The organism is Streptomyces sp. NPDC021019, assembly GCF_044333295.1.
Lineage (GTDB): Bacteria > Actinomycetota > Actinomycetes > Streptomycetales > Streptomycetaceae > Streptomyces.
Window position 1 is genome coordinate 1,352,167 of the sequence record NZ_JBIRQR010000002.1, and the last position, 20,039, is coordinate 1,372,205.

Sequence of the window (20,039 nt, forward strand, 5' to 3'; positions counted from 1 at the left end):
CGGAGCCCCGGAACGGCCCGCGCATAAGGGCCGGTCAGCGGGGCGGCGTCCGGAAAGCGAACATCTACGCGCGTTCACGTGTCACGACTGGTGCGCGACACGGCACACCCGGGGGTGAACAGGCGTTAACACTGCGTTAAGGATTGGTACACGATTTCCTGCGCCTCTCTGGGATCACCGTCGGCAGGCGCGTCTGTTCGGAATGTGTGACGAACAACGGGACGGGCGGCCTCGCGACGCGCCCGATTGGTAGCTTCCCTGACACACAGCCGCCGACAACGGGCGGCCGGGTTCGCGGGAGGCGTTCAGATCCATGACGTGGAACGAGTGGGAGCAGCTGAAGGCCGACGCGGCCGACCAGCGGTCGCAGCGGATGCAACTGAACCAGTTACCGCCGGAACCGAGTGGCGGGGGCGGCAGCCGGCAAGGGGACCTCGCGGTCAACCAGAGGGACCTGGCCGCGATCGGAGACGCGGCTTTCGAACTGCATCAGAACTTCGGCCGGGTGAGCGAACACGCCCGCGCGGCTTCTCAGAAGGCGGCCGGAGGGCTGAAGACCCAGGGGTTCGCACTCGGCGGCGCGCTGGACCACGTGGCCACGCGCTGGATCGACCAGTCCAGGTCGTTGTCGGACGCCACCGCGCACATCTCCAACCACCTCGACTTCACCAAGGGCGCCCACGCGGGCGACGAGGTCCACATCGCCGGAACCGTCAGCAGCATCGCCACGCTCGACGCGGGCTTCAACGAGAGGAAGGGTGCCTGATGGACCTCGACGCCCTCCGCTTCGGCAACTTCTCGCAGCTCGGTGAGGCGATCACCGACTGGGAGCAGATGGTCAAGAGGTTGGCGACGCTCAAGAGCGACGCCAAGGACAACCTGGGCGGCAAGGCGGCGAAGGCCCGGTGGGCCGGGGAGAACGCCACCGTCACCCGGTCCTTCGTGGACAAGACCGCGGGCGAGTTCGCCGACGCCCACACCCAGGCCCGCACGGTCGCCCGCATCCTCGGAGACACCCGGGACGAGCTGGTCGCCTTCCGCGACGAGCTCAACGAGGTGATCTCGCAGAGTGGGAAGAAGAACCTGACGGTCAGGGACACGGGCGACGGCTCGTTCACCGTCACCATGAACATCCACCCGGACCGCGCCGCCCAGGGCACCACGCTCCCCGAGCACAGCCAGAGCGACGTGGACGGCCTGCGCGACCGGGTCCAGGCCATCCTGGAGAAGGCCACGCGCAGCGACAGCACCGCGTCCGAGGCGCTGCGGCTCATCGTGGACCAGGCCGAGCACGGGTTCTCCGGCGCCGACTACACGGACCGGGACTCCGCGGCGAAGGCCGTCGCCGAGGCGGCGGCGCTCGCCAAGATCCTCAAGAAGGACCCGACCGACCTCACGACGACCGAGCTGAACACGGTCAACGCCACACTCGCCAAGTACGGCAAGGACCCCTTGTTCGCGGAGAAGCTCACCACCTCCACGACGCCCGACGGGCTGCTGAAGTTCTACGCCGGCGTCGCCGACCCGTACCAGGGCTATGGCGCCGACCCCAAGCGGCTGGAGCAGGCCAAGCTCCTCCAGAAGAATCTGGGGGTCGCGCTGGGCACCGCCACGCTGTCCGACAGCGCGGCCATGCGGTCCTGGGAGCAGAAAATGGTCAAGCTGGGCCCGGAGGAACTCGGCACCGACCACGCGAACAATCCCCGTGGATTCGCCGTCATGAGCAATCTCATGCGGTTCGGCGACTACGACGACCAGTTCCTCAACGACTACGGCGAGAAGCTCGTGGCGTTCGACAAGGAACGCAACGTCGAGCACATGAGCCCATGGATCAACAACTGGAACAACGGCGACCTGAACTTTTACAGCAAGGACGACCGGGGCCGCGACCCGATGACCGGATTCCTGGAGGCCCTCGGCCACAACCCCGGTGCCGCGACGCAGTTCTTCGCCCAGCCGGAAGGCGCCGGAGCGGGGGTCGACAAGGAATCGGAGGTGAACGAGAACCTCACGTACCTGACGAAGGAACGCATCTGGCTGTCCGACGCCCTCGTCATGGGCGGTGACAACAAGGTCATCGCGGGCCACGACTCCCTCGGCCACGCGCTGGAGGCCGCCACCACCGGATACGTCTACGACGGCGACCCGATGACCGCCAAGGACCCGATGACCCCTGGCAACCGCGATCTGCGCACCGCGGAGACGGCAGGGGTCATGGAACAGGTCGCGTTCCTGTACGGGAGCGAGGACGGGCCGAAGATGCTCCATGAGCAGTCCCAGTTGGCCGATAGCCTCGGCAAGATGGGGGCGGCGTACATCGACGACATCAACTACAGCCTGACGGGAGTCGGGGACCATATGAAGGACGAGGGGGCCTTTCCGGCGAAGTACGCCGGTCGCGCGGACCTCGGCAACCAGGGTGCCGTCAGCTTCCTGAGCGTGCTCGGCCAGAATGAGACCTCGCACGGTGTCGTCACGGCGGCAGAGCACCTGTACACACTGAGCGTGCTCGACGCCAACCCCGCAACGAGCAAAGCGAACATCGACAACGCGCACGATGCTCTGACGACAGGTGCCGAAGCGCGCGGCATCCTCGACCACTCCCGAGTACAGCAGGCGGAGAAGACGTACGAGGACGAGGCGGAGCAACAGAACAAGTCCCTCGGCCGTTCCGGCGACTGGGCAAAGCTGGGTGCTGGAGTCGTGGTGGGAGGCGGTATCGCCGCGATTCCGGTGCCCGGTTCCACGGCGGCGGCGCTGGTGGTCGCACCACTGGCCGCGGAGACGGTCGGCAACGCCGTCAACACGTTCATCGGGCACGAGATCGACAAGGGGATCGACGGTGCCCAGAAAGACCCCTCGCAGCAGGCCCAGATGACCAGTCAGGACTTCTACAACCAAGGGGTGGACGATCTCGGCAAGGCCTATCTCGCTTATGTGAAGGACAATCCAGAGGTCGCTGGGGTCGGCGATGACCAGGAGTGGAACCAGGAAATCAAGGAGAGTTACCTCGGCACCGGCTCCGGACAGAACGACTATCGCGGACGCGCTCCGTACAAGGACTGAACATGCCATGGCCATCGGACCGAACCTCGCGACAGAAACGGGCCGCGACAGCCTGGCTCCGCGCCGCTTACGGGGTGCTGCTGCTCGCGGTGGCGGCGACCGCCTGCGGCGGGGACGAGGACAACGGCAAGCAGGACGTGCTCTCCGCCGAGCAGGTGTGCGACGGGACGCTCCGAGAATCGGCACAGCAGGCGCTGCGGCGGGTCAGCGGGACCGACCGTTTCACCGAACTGACCGGGCGAGACGCATCGGGGGAACCGGGCACGTTCTCTCTCGAGCTCGCTGCGAAGCACCTGCACGGGAAAATCGGTGAGCGCCTGGACTGCAACGTCTACCGTGCTGACGACGACAGCGGGCACCCCCAGCTGGAAGTCGAATTCGAACCGCGGGCGGACCGCCCTGACATGAGCAAGGACGACGAGCACCTCCCGTTCGCCCTGGGCGTGCACGCCTACGTGAAGGGTGACGGCGGCGCTTACCTGTACTTCTCCTGCTCCACAGAGGGCAAGCAGGGGAAGGCGTCGTACGTGAAGGCCAGCATGTTCACCGTGGCCGGTGTGGACCCCGCCTCCACCCCCAAGGACCGCATGACCGTCCTCAACGACGTCGCCCGCGGCCTGGCCAACGAGCTCGGCTGCGCCGACGAGGCCGCGCTGCCCGACCAGGTCCCCGAGCCCGTGCACGGCTGACGGCCTCGACGAGGACGCGAAGGAGGGCGGGACGCGTACGGATGCGCGTCCCGCCCTCCTTCCTCGGGCCCGTTCTCCCGGTCACGTCATCCGCGTCGCCCACTCCTGGACCTTCGCGATCCGCTGCTGGATCTGGTGTGCCGTGGCCTCCGCGCTCGGCGGGCCGCCGCAGACGCGGCGCAGTTCGTTGTGGATCACCCCGTGGGGCTTGCCGCTCTGGTGCGTGTAGGCGGAGACCGTGGTGTTGAGCTGCTTGCGCAGGCTCAGCAGCTGCTTGTGGGTGACCACGGGCCGGGCGTCGGCCGGCTTCTCCAGGAGGTCGGCCTCCTCGGCCGGCTTCTGGCGGCTGTGCGCGATCTGCCGGGTCTGCCGCTTCTGGAGGAGGAGCTGGACCTGGTCGGGTTCGAGGAGCCCGGGGATGCCGAGGTAGTCCTGTTCCTCCTCGGAGCCGGGGTGGGCCTGCATGCCGAACTCGGCGCCGTCGTACAGCACCCGGTCGAAGACGGCATCGGACTCCAGCGCCTCGAAGGGCAGCTGCTCCTCGGTCTCCTCGTCCTCCAGCCTCTCCGCGTCGGCGAGGAGCTTGTCCTCCTCCGAGAACGGGTTCTCCTCGTCGCTGCCCTTCTTCGGCTTGTCGAGCACGTGGTCGCGCTCGACCTCCATCTCGTTGGCGAAGTCGAGGAGCATCGGGATGGTCGGGACGAAGACGGAGGCCGTCTCGCCGCGCCTGCGGGAGCGCACGAAGCGGCCGACGGCCTGGGCGAAGAAGAGAGGCGTGGAGATCGTCGTCGCGTAGACGCCGACGGCGAGGCGCGGCACGTCGACGCCCTCGGACACCATGCGGACCGCGACCATCCAGCGCGACTCGTCGCCGCTGAACCGGTCGATCTTCTTGGAGGCGGCCTTCTCGTCGGAGAGGACCACGGTCGGCGTCTCCCCGGTGACCTTCTTGAGGATCTTGGCGTACGCGCGCGCCGACTCCTGGTCGGTCGCGATGACGAGGCCACCCGCGTCGGGGATGCCCTTGCGGACCTCGGTGAGCCGCTTGTCAGCGGCGGTGAGCACGTTGGGGATCCACTCGCCGGTGGGCGCCAGCGCCGTGCGCCAGGCCTGCCCGATGGCGTCCTTGGTCATCGGCTCGCCGAGCCGCGCGGCGATCTCGTCGCCGGCCTTCGTGCGCCAGCGCATGTTGCCGCTGTAGCTGAGGAAGATGACCGGGCGGACGACGCCGTCGGCGAGCGCGTTGCCGTAGCCGTAGGTGTAGTCGGCGGAGGAGCGGCGGATGCCGTCGTTGCCCTCCTCGTACGCGACGAACGGGATCGGGTTGGTGTCCGACCGGAACGGCGTACCGGTCAGCGCGAGCCGCCGGGTCGCCGGGTCGAACGCCTCCTGGCAGGCCTCGCCCCAGGACTTCGAGTCACCGGCGTGGTGGATCTCGTCGAGGATCACGAGCGTCTTGCGCTGCTCGCAGCGGTTGCGGTGCAGCATCGGACGGACGCCGACACCGGCGTACGTCACGGCGACCCCGTGGTACTCCTTGCTCAGCGGGCCGGCGCTGTAATCGGGGTCGAGCTTGATCCCTATCCGGGCGGCCGCCTCCGCCCACTGCTTCTTGAGGTGCTCGGTCGGGGCGACGACGGTGATCTGCTGCACGACATGGTGGTGCAGCAACCACGACGCGAGGGTCAGCGCGAACGTGGTCTTGCCGGCGCCGGGCGTCGCGACGGCGAGGAAGTCGCGCGGCTGCTCCTGGATGTACCTCTCCATGGCACCCTGCTGCCAGGCTCGCAGCTTGCCGGCGGTGCCCCAGGGGGCGCGGCCGGGGAAGGCGGGTGAGAGGTGGTGGGAGGCGGTGGTAGTAGTCACGGTCTCCGGTTCGGGGCTCTCGGGTACGTGGGGTGCTGTCCGCACCGGTCCCGGCCCTTGATCGGCCCGGCCCGCGATACGACAACCGGGCCACCCTACCGGGGGCCCGGTGGGAACCCGGCACGAACGAGCCGTGCCGGGGGCCGACGAGACCGTGCTCACATCGCGTCGAGGACCAGGTCCCGCAGACCTGGGGAGATCACCTTGATCTCGTCCGTCGCCCCCGTGGCGACATCGATGACCAGTCGTTCCGCCGCGTCGAGGTCCGGGCGCAGCCGCTCCATCAGCTCGCTCCACTCGGCCGCCTGCTCCTTGGCCGTCCTGCGGACGACGGCCTGCCGCGCGGTCCTGGCGAGGTAGTCGTCCACGGCCCGGAGCAGTAGGGCGTGCATGCTGGTGCCTTCCTGCTCGGCACGCTGCTTGAGGGCTTCGGTCTGGCCGTCACGGCGACGCAGGTTCGTAGCCATACCAGAGCGGTGCCGACGGACGGGGCCGGAGTGGTACCGCTACTTCTCCCGCACGACGACCCGGGTCGCCACCCAGGCCCCCACCAACGCCACGCCCGCCATCGGCAGGAACACGGCGGCGAACGCGCCCGGGTGCGAGCCGGCGGCTCCGGCCTCCACCGCCCCGTGCGCGGCCGCGCCCACCGCCCCGCCGCCGAGCGCGGCGAAGGCCGCGCCGCCGCCGGCCAGGAGCAGCACGTTGGAGAGCCCGTCGGAGATCTGGAGGGCGGCGGAGTTGGAGCCCGCCTCCTCCGGGGCCGACAGCTTCAGCAGCAGGACGCTGGTGGAGGCGATCACCATGCCCATCCCGAAGCAGCCGAAGGCCCAGGCGACGGCGACGGTCCAGACCGGGACCCCCTCGATCAGCACGGAGGGCGCCACCGCGATCGAGGCGGCGACCAGCACCATGCCGCTGACCATCAGCCGCTCCCGGTGGGGCTCCATGCGGGGCCGGGACTGTACGAACGAACCGAGCGCCCACGTCGCCCCGCCCACGGCCAGCGAGAGCCCGGCCATCGTCGGGGACAGCCCGCGCTGGGTGACCAGCATCAGCGGCACGAAGGACTCGGCGGCGATGAACGACCCGGCGGCGACCCCGCGCAGCAGGACCACCGAGGGCAGCCCGCGCCCCGCCCGAACGGTCCCGGTGGGCAGCAGTCCGCGGACGGCGGGCACCAGCAGGGCGACGCCGAGGGCGGCCGGCAGGAGGGCGAGCCAGTGCAGCTCCTGCCCCGCGTACTGGAGCAGGCCCGCCCCGGCCGAGATCCCCAGCGCGAGCCGGATCCGGCGGCGGTCGTACGGTTCGGTGGCGGCGGCCGGGTCCGCGGGCCCGGAGGCCGTCCGCCGGATCGCCGGGAGGGCCAGGACGAGCGGGATCACGATGAGGACCGGGATGCCGACGAAGACCCAGCGCCAGCCGAGGTGCTCGGTCACCGTCCCGGAGGCGAGCGGCCCGACGACGGAGGGGATCACCCAGCTCGCGGCGAAGGCCGCCAGGATCGCGGGCCGGATGCGCTCCGGGTAGGCCCGCCCGATGACCACGTACAGGGCGACGATCACCAGCCCGCCACCGAGTCCCTGGACCGCCCGGCCCGCGATGAAAACCCACATGCTGGTGGCCGCCCCGGAGAGCAGCAGGCCGACGCCGAACGCGGTGATCCCGGTGGCGAGCGGCTGGAGCGGCCCGCGCCGGTCGGCCCACTGCCCGGAGAGGACCATGGCGAACAGGCTGGTGGTGAAGTACGCGGAGAAGGCGAACGCGTAGAGAGGGATCCCGTTCAGCTCACGCGCGGCGACCGGCATGGCCGTGCCGACCGCCGTGGCCTCGAACGCGATGAGGAACACCACGGAGACGATGCCGATGCTGAGCGCCCGGTAGGTGCGCCCGAGGACCCCTTCGACGGCTGCGAGGGGGATGTCGGACAGCGGGTCCGGGGAGTGATCGTCGGTCGCGGGCGGCGCGAGGTGTGCGGCATCGGCGCCGTCACGCGGTTCGAGGGCGGTCATGGGCCCAGGGTAAGGGGCATGGAGCAGTTTGAACCCTGTCTATGTGCGGCACCGCACTCGGCCCTTGGTCGTAGGTCCCGAGCCCCGGCAAGGGCCGGGTGTGAACGGCGTATGGCAGTCGCGTTGCGGGCCCGACGGATGTCTTGAGGCGGCGGTCGGAGACCCGTAGCGTCATGGACAGCAAGGGAACAGAGCGCCGCACCACCGCACCAAAGCCCATACCCGACCGTGTGCCCGAGAGGCTCAGGGGCTCGACTGCAACTCGAGTTACACCGGTTCGAATCCGGTCACGGTCTCCATCGCCGGGTGGCCGTCCCCACGACAGGGGGCGGCCACCCCGTCTGCGGCCGGTCAGCCCGTCAGCCGGTCTTCAGGGCTTTCATCACCTCGCGCGTATCGCTGATCAGATCGGCCCGGTAGGCGAGCATCTCAGGCTGATCCACCACGTCGGGCAGACCGTCCGTTCCGTTGTCGATGTCCGGAGGAGACATCCAGGAGGACAGGGTGAGCGTCGCGACGAACCCGCCTTCCACCACCCGCACGCGCAGGGACGCGTCCTCCATGATCAGCAGATGGGCCAGGTCGCCGAGGTCCGGTACGCGCTCCACCCGGTCCACGCCCGTGCCGTCGATCTCCGTCAGCGTGCTGCTCGCCTCGAACTCGGGGCGCGGGTCGGTCTCCTTGTGCAACTCGGCCGTGAGGGACGCCTGATAGCCGATGGACCAGCCCGATGCCTCATCGCCGTCCGGCGCCCGAACCGCCGCCGCCGTGAAGTCGACGGTGCAGTGGATGCGGTGGAGGGCGGGGTGCTCGATGCCGTCCAGTTCGGTCGACGGCTCGGCCGCCGGCTCCCCCACCGCCTTGGCGAGCGCCTTCAGCTCCACCGCCGCGCAGGAGTCGGACTCCACGCGGTAGCCGCGCGGGTCGGGCTTCCGGTCACCGCCGATCCCGTACGCGAAGACCGCCGTCGCCCACACCGCCGACGCCACCACCGCTCCGGCGGCGACCCACAGCAGCCGCCGCACCCGGCGCCGGCCACCGGCCGGGCTTCCCTGCCCCGGATCGAACCCGCTCACCACGTCCGGGGGCGTATCCGGCCCGGGCTCGCCCACCAGTTCCGGCTCAGTGATCACGTACGGCTCTCCCTTGTTCGGACAACGGTACGAACCTCCGGCCGGGTTCGGCCCTGTTCGGTCGACGGCTCGGACGCCGGTTCCCCCCACCGCCTTGGAGGTCGTCCTCCGCGCAGGTGGCCATCCTCAGGGAGCCTTTGCTCGGGCACGAATGCGGCGGAACCGTGGGATCGCCCTTATGTCCGTCGCCGTCCTCCTGTTCAAGGGGGCTTGCCCGGCCTCAGCCCTTGGGCGTCGCCACCGCCGCCTGCGGCCTGATGGGCAGGCGGTTCACCGGGCGGCCCGTCGCCGAGCGGACTGCCGAGGCGACCGCCGCGGGGGCCGTGACGACCGGGACGGCCGAGGCCGGCTTCGCGCCGAAGGGGGCCACCACGTCGCGTTCCTCGATCAGTTTCACGATGCGGATGTCCGGGGCGTCCAGCGAGGTCGGGAGCGCGTAGCCGGTCAGGTCGGGGTGGCGGATGAGGCCGCGGGCGGTGCGGAGGTTCTCCGTGAGGGCCGCGCCGATGCCCTGGGTGATGCCCGCCTCGATGCGGACCGCCAGCTGGGCCGGGTTCAGGACGCGGCCGACGTCCTGGGCGACCGCCATCTCGACCACGCGGACGGAGCCGAGCTCGATGTCGACGTCGACCACCGCCCGTACCGCGCAGAACGCGAGGCCGACGAACGCGTCGCCCTGGCCGGACTCGTCCAGCGGTTCCGTGGGGTGGGGGCGGCACTGGGCGGTGGCCCAGAGTTCCTTGCCGTCCAGCTCCTCCGTGACCGTCGTGGACAGCACCCCGTCGTACGAGGTGATCTTGCCGTCGGCGATCTGGAGCAGCTCCGTGGACATGCCGAACTTGTGGGCCAGCGGCTGGAGGAGCTGGGTGCGGACCATCTTCGCCGCGCGCTCCACCGCCCCGCCCGACACCCAGGTGTGGCGGCCGTGCGTCGCCGGGCCCGCCGGGGGCTGGTCGGTGTCGACGGCGGCCACGTGGACCTCTTCGATGCCCAGGGTCTCCTGGACGATCTGGCGGGCCAGCGTGGTGAAGCCCTGACCCGTCTCCACGGCCGCGCAGATCACCGTGGCCACACCGTCGTGGACCCGGACCGTGGCCGTCGAGACCTCGTCCGTGCCCTCCGCCCCCAGCATGTGGACCATGCCCAGGCCGTAGCCCACGCCCCGGCGCACCGCCCCGGGTTCCCCCGCGCCCTCGGGACCGCCCGGCAGCAGCCAGTCGTCGTCCGGGGCGTCCTTGGGGAGGGAGGGGAGAGGGAAGTCCCGTACGGCCTGGAGCAGTTCGGCCACCGGGGCCGGGCAGGTCACCGTCTGGCCCGTGGGCAGGATGTCGCCCGTGGAGAGCGTGTTGCGCAGGCGCAGCTCGGCCGGGTCGACGCCCAGCTTCGCGGCCAGCTTGTCCATCTGACCCTCGTACGCCGCGCAGACCTGCATCGCGCCCTCGCCGCGCACATGGCCCGAGGGCGGGTTGTTCGTCCGGACCGCCCAGCCCTCGATGAAGGCGTGCGGGACGACGTACGGGCCGCAGGCGAAGGCCACGGCGGCGGCCAGCGACTCCGAGGAGGCGTCGGCGTACGCGCCCGCGTCCAGGAGGATCTGGGCCTCCACCTTGACCAGCCGGCCCTCCGCGTCCGCGTGGTGGCGGTAGCGCAGGAGCGTGGGGTGGCGGTGGGTGTGGCCGAGGAAGGACTCCTCACGGCTCGCGGCGAGCTTCACCGGGCAACCGGTGCGCAGCGCGAGGAGCCCGAGGGGGATCTGGAAGCCCGGATCCTCGCGGTCGCCGGTCGCGCCCGGCACCCCGGTCACGACGACCTTGACCCGGTCCGGTTCCAGGCCGAAGCAGGCGGCGATCAGGTCGCGGTCGGTGTGCGGGTCGGTGGAGGCGGTGTAGATCTCCACGCCGCCGTCCGGGCGGGGCACGGCGAGGCCGGCCTCCGCGCCGATCGGGGCCGGGTCCTGGCGGCCGATGCGGTACAGGCCCTCGACGACGACCTCGCCCGTCGCCTCCGCGTCGCCGTAGCGCAGCGGGATGTGGCGGATCAGGTTGCCGTCGGGGTGCAGGGGCTCGGCCGCGAACGCCTTCTCCGGGTCCGTGACCGGCTCCAGCACCTCGTACCGTACGGCGATGGCGGCGGCGGCCAGCCGCGCGGTGTCGGGGTGGTCGGCGGCGACCGCGGCGATCGGCTCGCCGTGGTGGCGGACCAGGTCGGACGCGAACACCGGGCGGTCCACGACGTGGCGGCCGTAGTTGCTCTCCCCCGGCACGTCCTCGTGCGTGACGACCGCGCGCACCCCGGGCATCTCCTCGGCGCCCGAGGTGTCGATGGACAGGATCCGCGCGTGCGGGTGCGGGGAGCGCAGCACGGCCGCCCACAGCAGGCCCTCGGCCCAGAGGTCCGCCGCGTACGGGAAGGTGCCCTCGGTCTTCGCGCGGGCGTCGGCGGCGGGGAGCGACGCTCCCAGGCCCATCCGGGGCAGCTCCTGGTCCGGTCCGCCTCCGGGTCCGCCGCTCCGCGCGTCGATCCTGGGCAGGCTGGTGCTGGTCGCGTTGGCCGCGTCGCTGCTCACGCCGCCTCCTTGTCGATCACCTGGTGCTGGTGGTGCGTGTGCCGCTGCGGTGCGGCGGGGCCGCGGGCGTGCCTCACAGCGCCTCTCCCTCGTGCGGGTGGGGCCCCTGCTGCACGCCGCCGGCGCCCGGCTCGGCCTGGTGCGGGATGCGGGGCTCGTCCTGGGCCGCCGTGGCCGCCTCGGCGCTCGCCTCGCGGGCCGCGACGACGTCCGCGACGGCGTCGAGCACGCCCCGGTAGCCGGAACAGCGGCAGAGGTTGCCGCAGAGCGCCTGGCGGGTCTCCAGCTCGCTGGGGGCGTGGTTGCCCTCCAGGAGATCGTGGACGGTCATCGCCATGCCGGGGATGCAGAAGCCGCACTGGACGGCTCCGCAGGCGGACAGCGCGCGCTGGACGTCGGACGGTTCGCCGTCCACGGCGAGGCCCTCGACCGTACGCACCTCGCTGCCCGCCGCCGTGGCCGCGGGGACCAGGCAGGAGGCGACCAGCCGGCCGTCGACCTGGACGTTGCAGGCGCCGCACTCGCCCTGCGAGCAGCCGTCCTTCGCCCCGGCCAGACCGAGGCGCTCGCGGAGCACGTAGAGCAGGGACTCGCCGATCCAGGCGTCGCTGACCGGGCGGTCCACGCCGTTCACGTGGAGCAGGTAGGACGCGGACGGGTGCTCGCTCGGTGCGTCGAGGAGGGTGGGAGCGGGGGTGGGGGTGACGTCGGCTTCCGGGGCCGCGTCCTGCGCCGCTTCCGGGGCTCCGTCCGGGACTGTTTCCGGTGCCGTGTCCGCATCGGCCTCGGGAGCGTCCGCCGCCTCGGGCGCCTCGTCGGGCTCCTCGGCGGCGGGGGCCTCCCTGTCGGTGGTGGCGGTGTCGGTGGCGGGCTGCCCGTCCGCCGGCCGCGCTGTCTGCCGGGCCGGTTCGTCCCGCGCCGGTCCGCCCGTCGCCGGTTCCGCTTCCGGGGTCTGCTCCGCCACGGGTGCGGGGTCGGCCATCGGCTCCGGTTCCGGCTCCGGGGTGGCCCAGGGGGCGGGGGCGCCGCCGGGGAGCGTTGCCGGGCGGGTGCTGTCCGCGTACCACTGCGGCGTGTGCGCGGAGGCCAGGAACTCGCCCGATTCGTCCGGGAGGTCCCCGTCGGCCACCGGGATCGTCCACTGGCCGGTGTGACCGGTGTGACCGGTGTGACCGGTGTGACCGGTGTGACCGCTGTGGTCGGCGTGGTGGGCGTGACCGGTCTGGTCGGTGTGGCCGGTCCGGCGCGGCTGGCCTGTGGGGTCTACCTGACCAGCGTGGTCTCCATGGGCCGTCTGACCGGCGTGGTCTCCATGGGTCGCCAGGTCGGCGTGGTCACCATAGGTCGCCAGGTCGGCTTGGTTCGCCCGGTCGGCGTGGTCTTCACGGCGCGCCTGGCCGGCGTGGCCGGGGTGTCCGCCCTCCGGGGTCGCCACCGTCTCCGTAGGCGCCGGCATCCCGCCGAAGCCCTCGGTGAAGTTCCACTGGGCCGTGGCGTGCGACGTGTCCTGGTACGGGCCCTGGTAGCCGCCCTGCCCGCCCTGCTGATTCGGGTCCGGCCAGTGGACCGCGCCGGGCTCCTGGGCGGCGGCCTCCTGGGCGCGCTGCTCGGCCTGGGCCTGCTGGGTCTGCGTCTGGAGCACCCAGCTGCCCGTCGCCGCCGGGTCCAGACCCGCGGCCGGGGTCAGCGGCAGGATCATCGGGGGGACGTACCCCTGGCCGGGAGCGGCCAGGGGAATGTTCGCCAGGTCCTCCGGCGGGAGGTGGACGAACGCGGTGGCGTCGGCGTCGAACCCGTCGCCCTGCGGCGTGGGCTCCCAGCCGCCGTAACGGGGGTCCGGGCCCTCGGAGTGGCCCTGCCGCCCGTGCTGGTCGGGGAATTCCTCATTGCTCACGACAGTGCCCTCCCCAGCGCGCGTCGGGCGAGCGCGGCGACGGTGCGCCGCAGGTGCAGGACGGCCGGGGACAGCGGCGGGGCCTCTGTTCCGTCGGCGGGTGGTGCGTGGTCGGGGATGCAGGCCGCGGCGACGTACTCGCCGAAGGCGGCCAGCGCGTCGGGGGCCAGGCCCCGCTCGCCGTCCCAGTCGATCAGCGAGGCGATCCAGCGCTCCGCCTCCAGCGGACGCAGCGGCATCGGGGCGATGGCGCCGACCGCGCAGCGCACGCCCCGGCGGGCCGGGTCCAGGACGATGGCGACCGAGGCGGTCGCGCGGCCCGGGCCGGTGCGGCCGGTGGCCTTCAGGAACACCTGCGGGGCGTGCAGCAGCGGTACGCGGACGAAGCCGATCAGCTCCGCGGGCTCCAGCAGCTCGCGGCCGGCCAGCAGATGGGAGACGGGGATCTCGCGGCGGGCGCCGCCGGGGCCCGCGATGACCAGCTCGGCCTCCAGCGCGGCCAGTACCGGCAGGGCGTCGCCCGTGGGCGCGGAGGTGACGATGTTGCCGCCGAGTGTGCCGGCGTTGCGGATCTGCGGCGGTCCCGCGGCGCGGGCGGAGGCGGCGAGGGCGGGAATCAGGGCGGCGAAGTCGGGCCGCCCCATGCGGGCGTGGGTGAGCCCGGCGCCCAGCAGCGCGTGGCCGTCCTGGTAGTGCCAGCCGCGCAGCTCGCTGATCCGGCCGAGCCCGACCAGTCCCGAGGGGCGCAGGAGCCCCTTGTTGACGGCCGCCATCAGGTCCGTGCCCCCCGCGACCGGAACGGCTGCGGGCATGGCGCCGAGTGCCGCCACGGCCTCGTCCAACGAGGCCGGCAGCGTCACCGACTGCATCGTCTGCGGTGCGTGCGTGGTCAACCCAGCTGCCCCTTCCCGGTCTCCCGGCTGTCCCGCCTGTTCCGCCGTACGGTACGTGTTCACAGCCCGGACGTGGCAACTCTGGCACATCTTCCGATCGGACCGTCGCGAGGGTCCGCGAAGGGTGGATCCGTCCCTGACCTGCGAGATGGCCGGGTTTCGTACTTCTTCGGCAGGGAGGGTGAATTGCCACCCTTCAGCGAGGCTTGTACGACTTATTACGGTTAGCGGCCTCGCTCCGGCGCGTGGGGCGGGGGCTTGGGCGCGTGCCGTCAGGGCTGTTGGGCCCGGACGCGCGCCGGCCGCGGCGGTCCCGGAGGACGGCCGCGGCCGGGCGGTGCGGGTGCGGGGGTCACACCACGGGCGGAGCTCCGTCACGCGGGAAGCCGAGGACGCCGGGGCGCTGCTGCCGGGGGTACGGACCGCCCGGCGGGCGGTAGTCCACGCCGAGGGCGTCGAGCCGGGCGTAATGGGCCGTCATGCGGGCGTCGAAGGCCGCGAAGTCCCGGTCGGCCGGGGCGGGCAGGGCGGACCAGGCGACCTCGGCGAAGGCGGCGAGGCGCGGGAAGACCTGGTAGTCGACCCGGGCCCGGTTCTGCATCACCTCGGTCCACACGTTGGCCTGGGTGCCCAGGATGTGACGGGCCGCCTCCTCGCCCAGACCCGGCGGGACGGGCTCGAAGCGGTAGACGTCCTCCAGGCTGCGGACGTACCCGATGGGCATCGGCTCGTCGGGGCCGCCGTCCTGACGGTGGTCCAGATACACCTGCTGCTCGGGGCACATGACGACGTCGTGCCCGGCCTCGGCGGCCGCGATGCCGCCGCCGTAGCCGCGCCAGGAGGAGACCGCGGCTCCTTCGGCGAGACCCCCTTCGAGGATCTCGTCCCAGCCGATGAGGCGACGGCCCCGCTCGGTGAGCCAGGCGTCGAAGTGCCGGATGAACCAGGACTGGAGCCCGTCCTCGTCCTTCACGCCGAGTTCGGCGATCCGGGCCTGGGCGAGCGGGGACTCCTTCCACTGGTCCTTGGGGCACTCGTCGCCGCCCATGTGGACGAACGGGGAGGTCTCGGCGGGGAAGAGGTCCAGCACCTCCTCCAGGACACCCTCGAAGAAGCGCAGGGTGTCGTCGGTGGGGGCGAGTACGTTCGGGCTGACGCCCCAGTTGTCCCAGACGGAGAGGGCGGTGGTGTCGATGACGTCGGTGTTGCCCAGCTCGGGGTAGGCGGTGATGGTCGCCTGCGAGTGACCCGGGATGTCGATCTCGGGGACGACCCGGATGTGCCGCTCGGCGGCGTAGGCGACGATCTCGCGGATGTCGTCCTGCGTGTAGAAGCCGCCGTAGGGGGTCTCGTCCCACAGCGCGGAGGCCCGGTGGCCGTATTTGGTGCGTGAGCGCCAGGAGCCGACCTCGGTCAGCCGCGGGTAGCGCTTGATCTCGATGCGCCAGCCCTGGTCGTCGGTGAGGTGGAAGTGGAAGACGTTCAGCTTGTGGGCGGCCAGCAGGTCCAGGTAGCGCAGGACGTCGTCCTTGGGCAGGAAGTGCCGCGAGACGTCGAGCATCATGCCGCGCCAGCCGAAGCGGGGTTCGTCCTCGATGACGACCGCCGGGACCTCCCAGGCGCGGCTCGCGGCGAGGGGCGCCCGCCGGAAGGCGTCCGGGCCGAGGAGCTGACGGAGGGTCTCCGCCCCCCGGAAGACGCCCGCGGCGCTGCCGCCCGTGAGGCGTACGGCATCGGTGTCGACGGCGAGACGGTAGGCCTCGGGGGCCAGTTCCGCGTCGAGGGCGAGCACGATGCCCCGGTCGCCCGTGCCCTCGGCCAGGGGCAGTCCGGTGGCCGCGCCGAGCGTGGCGCGCAGCCGGCGGGCGACGCCCTCCGTGCCCGGGGCGGCGCTCAGCGGGGTCTCGTGGCCCAGCGGGTACGGCCGACCGCAGGGGGCCGCCGTCAGGGTGCGCGGGGCAGGGATCAGACCGAGGACCGCGGGGTCCACGGTGTCCGTGTGGTCCGTGTGCCCGGTGTTCCGGGGTGCCATGCCATCAGTCCTTTACCGCTCCGCCCAGTCCGGAGACGAGGCGTCGCTGTACGAGTACGAAGAAGACCAGTACGGGGATGGTCATCACCGTCGAGGCTGCCATGATCCCTCCCCAGTCGTTCTCGTCCGGTTTGAAGAAGACCAGCAGCGCCATGGGCAGCGTCGACTGGGAGGTGTCGCTGATGATGAACGACTTCGCGAACAGGAAGTCGTTCCAGGTGGTGATGAACGAGAAGACGCTGGTCGCCACGAGGCCCGGGAAGACCAGCGGGAAGAGGATCTGCCACAGGAAGCGGGTGCGGCTGGCCCCGTCGATGTAGGCGGCCTCCTCCAGGGCTTCGGGGACGGCCTTGACGAAGCCGCGCAGCATCCAGATGGCGAACGGCAGCGAGAAGGCGAGGTGCGGCAGGATCAGCGAGCCGAGGGTGTTCAGCTGGCCGAAGTCCCGCATCAGGAAGAACAGCGGGATGGTCAGCGCCTCCACCGGCACCATCTGCGCGACCAGGAACATGATCAGCAGCGTGGTGCGGAACTTGAAGCGGAAGCGGGTCACCGCGGTGGCGGCGAGGAAGGCGATCAGCGCGGAGAGGACGACGACCGTGCCCGCCACCAGCAGGCTGTTGAGGAAGTAGCGGCCGAAGTCCTGCTGTTCGAAGACCCGGCGGAACGAGTCGAGGGAGGGGGACAGCGTCCAGGGGCGGGCTTCGGTGGACTGGATCTCCCCGGCCGGTTTGAAGGCGGAGAGCACCATCCAGTAGAGGGGGAAGGCGACCGCGACGGCGATCAGCAGGGCGGCGGCCTCCGCGGCCAGCCTGCCGGGCCGTTTGACGCGCAGCAGCCTGGCGATGCCCCGGCGGCGCGTTCCGCCGCTCGCGGAACCGCGTACGGGACTGTCGCCGCTCGCGGGACCGCGTACGGGACTTTCGGTCGTCGCGCTCACAGTTCCTCCCCCTGGCGCCTCACCAGGCGCAGATAGACCAGCGTGACGGCCAGCAGGATCACCAGCATCACGACGCCGATCGCGGATCCGAGGCTGTACTGCGAGGACGCGAACGCCTTCTGGTACGCGTACACGTTGAGCACCAGGTTCTGGCCGGCGATGCCGCCGCCGCTGGTCATGACGTAGATCTGGGTGAAGACCTTGAAGTCCCAGATGATCGACTGGATGGTGACGACGATCAGGATGGGCTTGAGCATCGGCGCCATGATGGTGCGCCAGATCCGCCACTGGGACGCGCCGTCCAGCGAGGCGGCCTCCAGCACTTCGGTGGGGATGGCCCGGATGCCCGCGTAGACGGTGACCATCACGAACGGGAACGAGCACCACAGGACCGCGAAGAGCACCACGGCGAAGGCGCTGTAGCGCCCGTACATCCAGGAGAAGTCGCCGAGTCCCAGCATCTTGTTGACCGGTCCGAAGTCGGGGTCGAAGAGGAAGACCCAGACGGTGGAGCCGGTGATCGCGGGGGTGGCCCAGGCGCCGAGCGCGGCCATCATCAGCGCGAGCCGGGGCACGGCGCGGACGCGGGTGAGCAGGACGGCCAGCGCGCAGCCGACGATCAGGGTGGACACCACGCAGGCCGCGGCGAAGACCACGGTGGCGAGGAGGACCTGCCAGAACTGGCTGTCGTTGAAGAGGGTGGCGTAGTTGCCGAAGCCCTGGAAGGTGGTGGGTTCGCCGCCGCTGACCTGGGCCTGGGTGTACTCCAGGAACGAGATCAGGCCGAGTTGGTAGATCGGGTAGACCAGCAGCCCGGCGAGCAGGACGAGCGCCGGCAGGAGGTAGAGCCACGGGGTCCAGCCGGCGCGGTTCGCGGGCGAGACGGACCGGCCGCGCCGGGGCGGGCGGGCGGCCGGGGTGCCGCCGCCCTTCCCGGCCGCGGGCGGCGCCTTGAGCGGGGTGGTGTGCGTGGTCATCGTCAGCCCGCGTCGGTGAAGGCCGTGTCCATCTTCTTCGCCGCGTCGTCCGAGGCCTCGGCCACGTCCTTACGGCCGGAGACGATCTCCTGGAACATCGTCGGCAGGACCAGCGAGGCGTCGATCTGGCCCCAGGCGGGCGAGGCGGGGACGAACTTGGCCCCCGCGCCCAGGGTCTCGACGAACGGGGCGACGAAGGGTTCCTTCTTCGCGGCGTTCTCCAGGACGTCGGTGTAGGTGGGCAGGAAGCCCATCGCGTCGAACATCTCGGCCTGGGACTTCTTGCCGCTGAGCGACTTCATCAGGTCGACGGCGAGGGTGCGGTGCGAACTGCTCTTGAGGATGCCGAGGTTGTTGCCGCCGGCGAAGGCGGGGGCGATGGAGTTCTTGGCGACGCCGGGCAGCGGGACGACGGCGTACTTGCCCTTGACCGCGCCCGCCTCGACGGCCGCGTGGCTGAAGTCGCCGCCGATGGCCATGGCGGCCTTGCCGGAGGCGAAGGCGGTCACGGTGGCGTTGCCGCCCATGGAGGCGCACTTGGCGGCCGGGCAGTTGTCGTCGCCGAAGAGGGAGGTGTAGGCCTCGATGCCCCTGCGGGACTTCTCGCTGTTGATGCCCGACTTGTACGTCCCGCCGGTCTCGCCCGCGAGTTCGCCGCCGTTGGCCCAGATGAAGGGCATCGCGCCGTAGGTGTACGCGCCGCCGACCGCGAGGCCGTAGAGGTCGGGCTTGGCCTTGCGGATCTTCTTGGCGGTGGAGATCAGCTCGGCCTGCGACTTGGGGGCCTCGATGCCGAGGTCCTCGAAGACGTCGGTGCGGTAGTAGAGGGCCCGGACGCCGACGAAGAAGGGCGCGCCGTAGATCTTGTCGCCGACGGTGACCGACTGCTTGGCGATGGGGTCGGTGTCCTTGGCCTCGTCCCAGGCGCCGAACTCCTCGGTGATGTCCGCGAGTCCGCCGTCCTTGACGTATCCGGCGGTGTCGGAGTTGCCGTACTCGATGAGGTCCGGGGCGCTCTTGGGGTCGTTGAACGCGGCCTTGATCCGCTGCGCGCGCGTGTCGACCGGTATGTACTCGACCTCGACCTTCGCCCCCTTGTGGGCCTTCTCGAACGCGGCGACGGCCGTGTCGACGACCTTCTCCTTGGGCTTGTTGCCGACCTCCTGGAAGAGCCAGACACGGAGCGTGCCGCTCTTGTCGTCACCCTTCGCACTGGTGTCGGAGGTCTGCGGCGCGCAGGCGGTGGCGGTGAGGCCGGCCAGCACAAGCGCCGCAGCCGGGGCGGCAATTCGGGCAGAAAGCTTCATCCGGAACCCCTACCGGTCATGCGTTGCATCATGTGCAACGTGCGTTTCGTTCTGCACAACTGGCAGGAGAGTAGATCCGCGTTCCTGCGACGACAAGTGGTCTCGACCACTCTGTAACCAGCGGATGCAGCCCGTGCAACGCGAGCATTCGGTCACCGAGGGTGACCGAACGAGCGGAAGGCCCCCGGGGCGTGCGGTGTCGCACGCCCCGGGGGCCTTCCGGCAAGGAGGTCCGGACTACTTCTTGTCCTTGCCGCCGCCCTTGCCCTTGTCCTTGTCGCCGCCGGCGCCCATGGACTCGTAGATCTCCTTGCACATGGGGCAGACCGGGTACTTCTTGGGGTCGCGCCCCGGCACCCAGACCTTCCCGCACAGCGCGACCACGGGAGTGCCCTCCAGGGCACTCGCCATGATCTTGTCCTTCTGGACGTAATGGGCGTAGCGCTCGTGGTCGCCGTCGCCCCTCGACACCTGCGGCGTCGGCTCGACGAGGGTTCCCGTACCTGCCCCGCGATCGGGCTCAAGAGTGCTCATAACCGCCAAGGGTACTGAAAGAGGCGGCCTCCGGTTGAGGGAAGGGTCACCCCCGGTCGAGCGGAGGTTCGTCCCTCAGGTGAACGACGGGGCGCCTCCCGGGCACAGGGGGCCGAGCGACGGTTCGTCG

The 20,039-nt window shown here is 71.2% G+C and carries 15 protein-coding genes and 1 tRNA gene; 4 read left to right on the forward strand and 12 right to left on the reverse strand.

Going from position 1 to position 20,039, the window contains the following annotated elements; all coding sequences use genetic code 11:
• The first annotated feature begins 313 nt into the window (after positions 1-313).
• The 3 genes from ACH4RG_RS17125 to ACH4RG_RS17135 are packed head-to-tail and all read left to right on the forward strand — an operon-like array spanning position 314 to position 3,755.
• Positions 314-766 (forward strand): hypothetical protein, encoded by a 453-nt coding sequence (locus tag ACH4RG_RS17125; RefSeq protein WP_398539752.1) that lies wholly within the window; start codon positions 314-316, stop codon positions 764-766.
• Positions 766-3,066: a hypothetical protein gene (locus tag ACH4RG_RS17130; RefSeq protein WP_398539753.1), complete on the forward strand. Its 2,301-nt coding sequence runs from the start codon at positions 766-768 to the stop codon at positions 3,064-3,066. Before ACH4RG_RS17125 ends, ACH4RG_RS17130 begins: the two co-directional genes overlap by 1 nt.
• A gap of 2 nt (positions 3,067-3,068) precedes the next feature.
• Positions 3,069-3,755 (forward strand): hypothetical protein, encoded by a 687-nt coding sequence (locus ACH4RG_RS17135; RefSeq protein WP_397917137.1) that lies wholly within the window; start codon positions 3,069-3,071, stop codon positions 3,753-3,755.
• A gap of 81 nt (positions 3,756-3,836) precedes the next feature.
• Here the strand turns inward: ACH4RG_RS17135 and ACH4RG_RS17140 are convergent, their stop codons facing one another.
• The 3 genes from ACH4RG_RS17140 to ACH4RG_RS17150 form a co-directional block, all read right to left on the reverse strand.
• Entirely contained in the window at positions 3,837-5,621 is a 1,785-nt protein-coding gene (locus ACH4RG_RS17140) for a DEAD/DEAH box helicase (RefSeq protein WP_397917138.1), read from the reverse strand.
• A 158-nt stretch (positions 5,622-5,779) separates the two neighbouring features.
• Entirely contained in the window at positions 5,780-6,088 is a 309-nt protein-coding gene (locus ACH4RG_RS17145; protein WP_397917139.1) for a hypothetical protein, read from the reverse strand.
• A gap of 39 nt (positions 6,089-6,127) precedes the next feature.
• Positions 6,128-7,633, reverse strand: coding sequence for an MFS transporter (locus ACH4RG_RS17150; protein WP_397917140.1), 1,506 nt, complete (start codon positions 7,631-7,633; stop codon positions 6,128-6,130).
• Between the two features lie 224 nt (positions 7,634-7,857).
• Between ACH4RG_RS17150 and ACH4RG_RS17155 the strand changes: the two genes are divergently transcribed.
• Positions 7,858-7,932, forward strand: a tRNA-Cys gene (locus ACH4RG_RS17155).
• Between the two features lie 60 nt (positions 7,933-7,992).
• On the opposite strand, the gene ACH4RG_RS17160 is transcribed toward ACH4RG_RS17155, so the two are convergent.
• From ACH4RG_RS17160 to ACH4RG_RS17200, 9 genes are all read right to left on the reverse strand, one after another.
• Positions 7,993-8,766: a hypothetical protein gene (locus ACH4RG_RS17160; RefSeq protein ID WP_397917141.1), complete on the reverse strand. Its 774-nt coding sequence runs from the start codon at positions 8,764-8,766 to the stop codon at positions 7,993-7,995.
• A gap of 220 nt (positions 8,767-8,986) precedes the next feature.
• A complete protein-coding gene (locus ACH4RG_RS17165) occupies positions 8,987-11,332 on the reverse strand; it encodes a xanthine dehydrogenase family protein molybdopterin-binding subunit (protein ID WP_397917142.1) in 2,346 nt (781 codons plus the stop codon).
• A gap of 73 nt (positions 11,333-11,405) precedes the next feature.
• Positions 11,406-13,226 carry a 2Fe-2S iron-sulfur cluster-binding protein gene (locus ACH4RG_RS17170; protein ID WP_398539754.1) on the reverse strand — a complete coding sequence of 607 codons (1,821 nt, stop codon included), beginning with the start codon at positions 13,224-13,226 and terminating at the stop codon, positions 11,406-11,408.
• Complete coding sequence (locus ACH4RG_RS17175; RefSeq protein WP_265601322.1) at positions 13,223-14,119, reverse strand: xanthine dehydrogenase family protein subunit M; 897 nt, start codon at positions 14,117-14,119, stop codon at positions 13,223-13,225. Before ACH4RG_RS17175 ends, ACH4RG_RS17170 begins: the two co-directional genes overlap by 4 nt.
• Before the next feature lie 352 nt (positions 14,120-14,471).
• Positions 14,472-16,151, reverse strand: coding sequence for a beta-N-acetylhexosaminidase (locus ACH4RG_RS17180; RefSeq protein WP_397917144.1), 1,680 nt, complete (start codon positions 16,149-16,151; stop codon positions 14,472-14,474).
• A gap of 4 nt (positions 16,152-16,155) precedes the next feature.
• Positions 16,156-17,091 carry a carbohydrate ABC transporter permease gene (locus ACH4RG_RS17185; RefSeq protein WP_397917145.1) on the reverse strand — a complete coding sequence of 312 codons (936 nt, stop codon included), beginning with the start codon at positions 17,089-17,091 and terminating at the stop codon, positions 16,156-16,158.
• Entirely contained in the window at positions 17,088-18,068 is a 981-nt protein-coding gene (locus ACH4RG_RS17190; protein ID WP_018958445.1) for a carbohydrate ABC transporter permease, read from the reverse strand. The genes ACH4RG_RS17185 and ACH4RG_RS17190 overlap by 4 nt, the downstream gene beginning before the upstream one ends.
• A 2-nt stretch (positions 18,069-18,070) precedes the next feature.
• On the reverse strand, positions 18,071-19,375 hold the full coding sequence (locus ACH4RG_RS17195; RefSeq protein ID WP_397927897.1) for an extracellular solute-binding protein: 1,305 nt from the start codon (positions 19,373-19,375) through the stop codon (positions 18,071-18,073).
• A 237-nt stretch (positions 19,376-19,612) separates the two neighbouring features.
• Positions 19,613-19,909 carry a DUF3039 domain-containing protein gene (locus ACH4RG_RS17200; RefSeq protein WP_006124925.1) on the reverse strand — a complete coding sequence of 99 codons (297 nt, stop codon included), beginning with the start codon at positions 19,907-19,909 and terminating at the stop codon, positions 19,613-19,615.
• Positions 19,910-20,039 lie beyond the last annotated feature (130 nt).

Excerpts from the sequence above, each read along its gene's own strand:
- ACH4RG_RS17125 (WP_398539752.1), top strand. The coding sequence starts at position 314 with ATGACGTGGAACGAGTGGGAGCAGCTGAAGGCCGACGCGGCCGACCAG.
- ACH4RG_RS17130 (WP_398539753.1), top strand. The coding sequence starts at position 766 with ATGGACCTCGACGCCCTCCGCTTCGGCAACTTCTCGCAGCTCGGTGAG.
- ACH4RG_RS17135 (WP_397917137.1), top strand. The coding sequence starts at position 3,069 with ATGCCATGGCCATCGGACCGAACCTCGCGACAGAAACGGGCCGCGACA.
- ACH4RG_RS17145 (WP_397917139.1), bottom strand. The coding sequence starts at position 6,088 with ATGGCTACGAACCTGCGTCGCCGTGACGGCCAGACCGAAGCCCTCAAG.
- ACH4RG_RS17150 (WP_397917140.1), bottom strand. The coding sequence starts at position 7,633 with ATGACCGCCCTCGAACCGCGTGACGGCGCCGATGCCGCACACCTCGCG.
- ACH4RG_RS17180 (WP_397917144.1), bottom strand. The coding sequence starts at position 16,151 with ATGGCACCCCGGAACACCGGGCACACGGACCACACGGACACCGTGGAC.
- ACH4RG_RS17190 (WP_018958445.1), bottom strand. The coding sequence starts at position 18,068 with ATGACCACGCACACCACCCCGCTCAAGGCGCCGCCCGCGGCCGGGAAG.
- ACH4RG_RS17195 (WP_397927897.1), bottom strand. The coding sequence starts at position 19,375 with ATGAAGCTTTCTGCCCGAATTGCCGCCCCGGCTGCGGCGCTTGTGCTG.
- ACH4RG_RS17200 (WP_006124925.1), bottom strand. The coding sequence starts at position 19,909 with ATGAGCACTCTTGAGCCCGATCGCGGGGCAGGTACGGGAACCCTCGTC.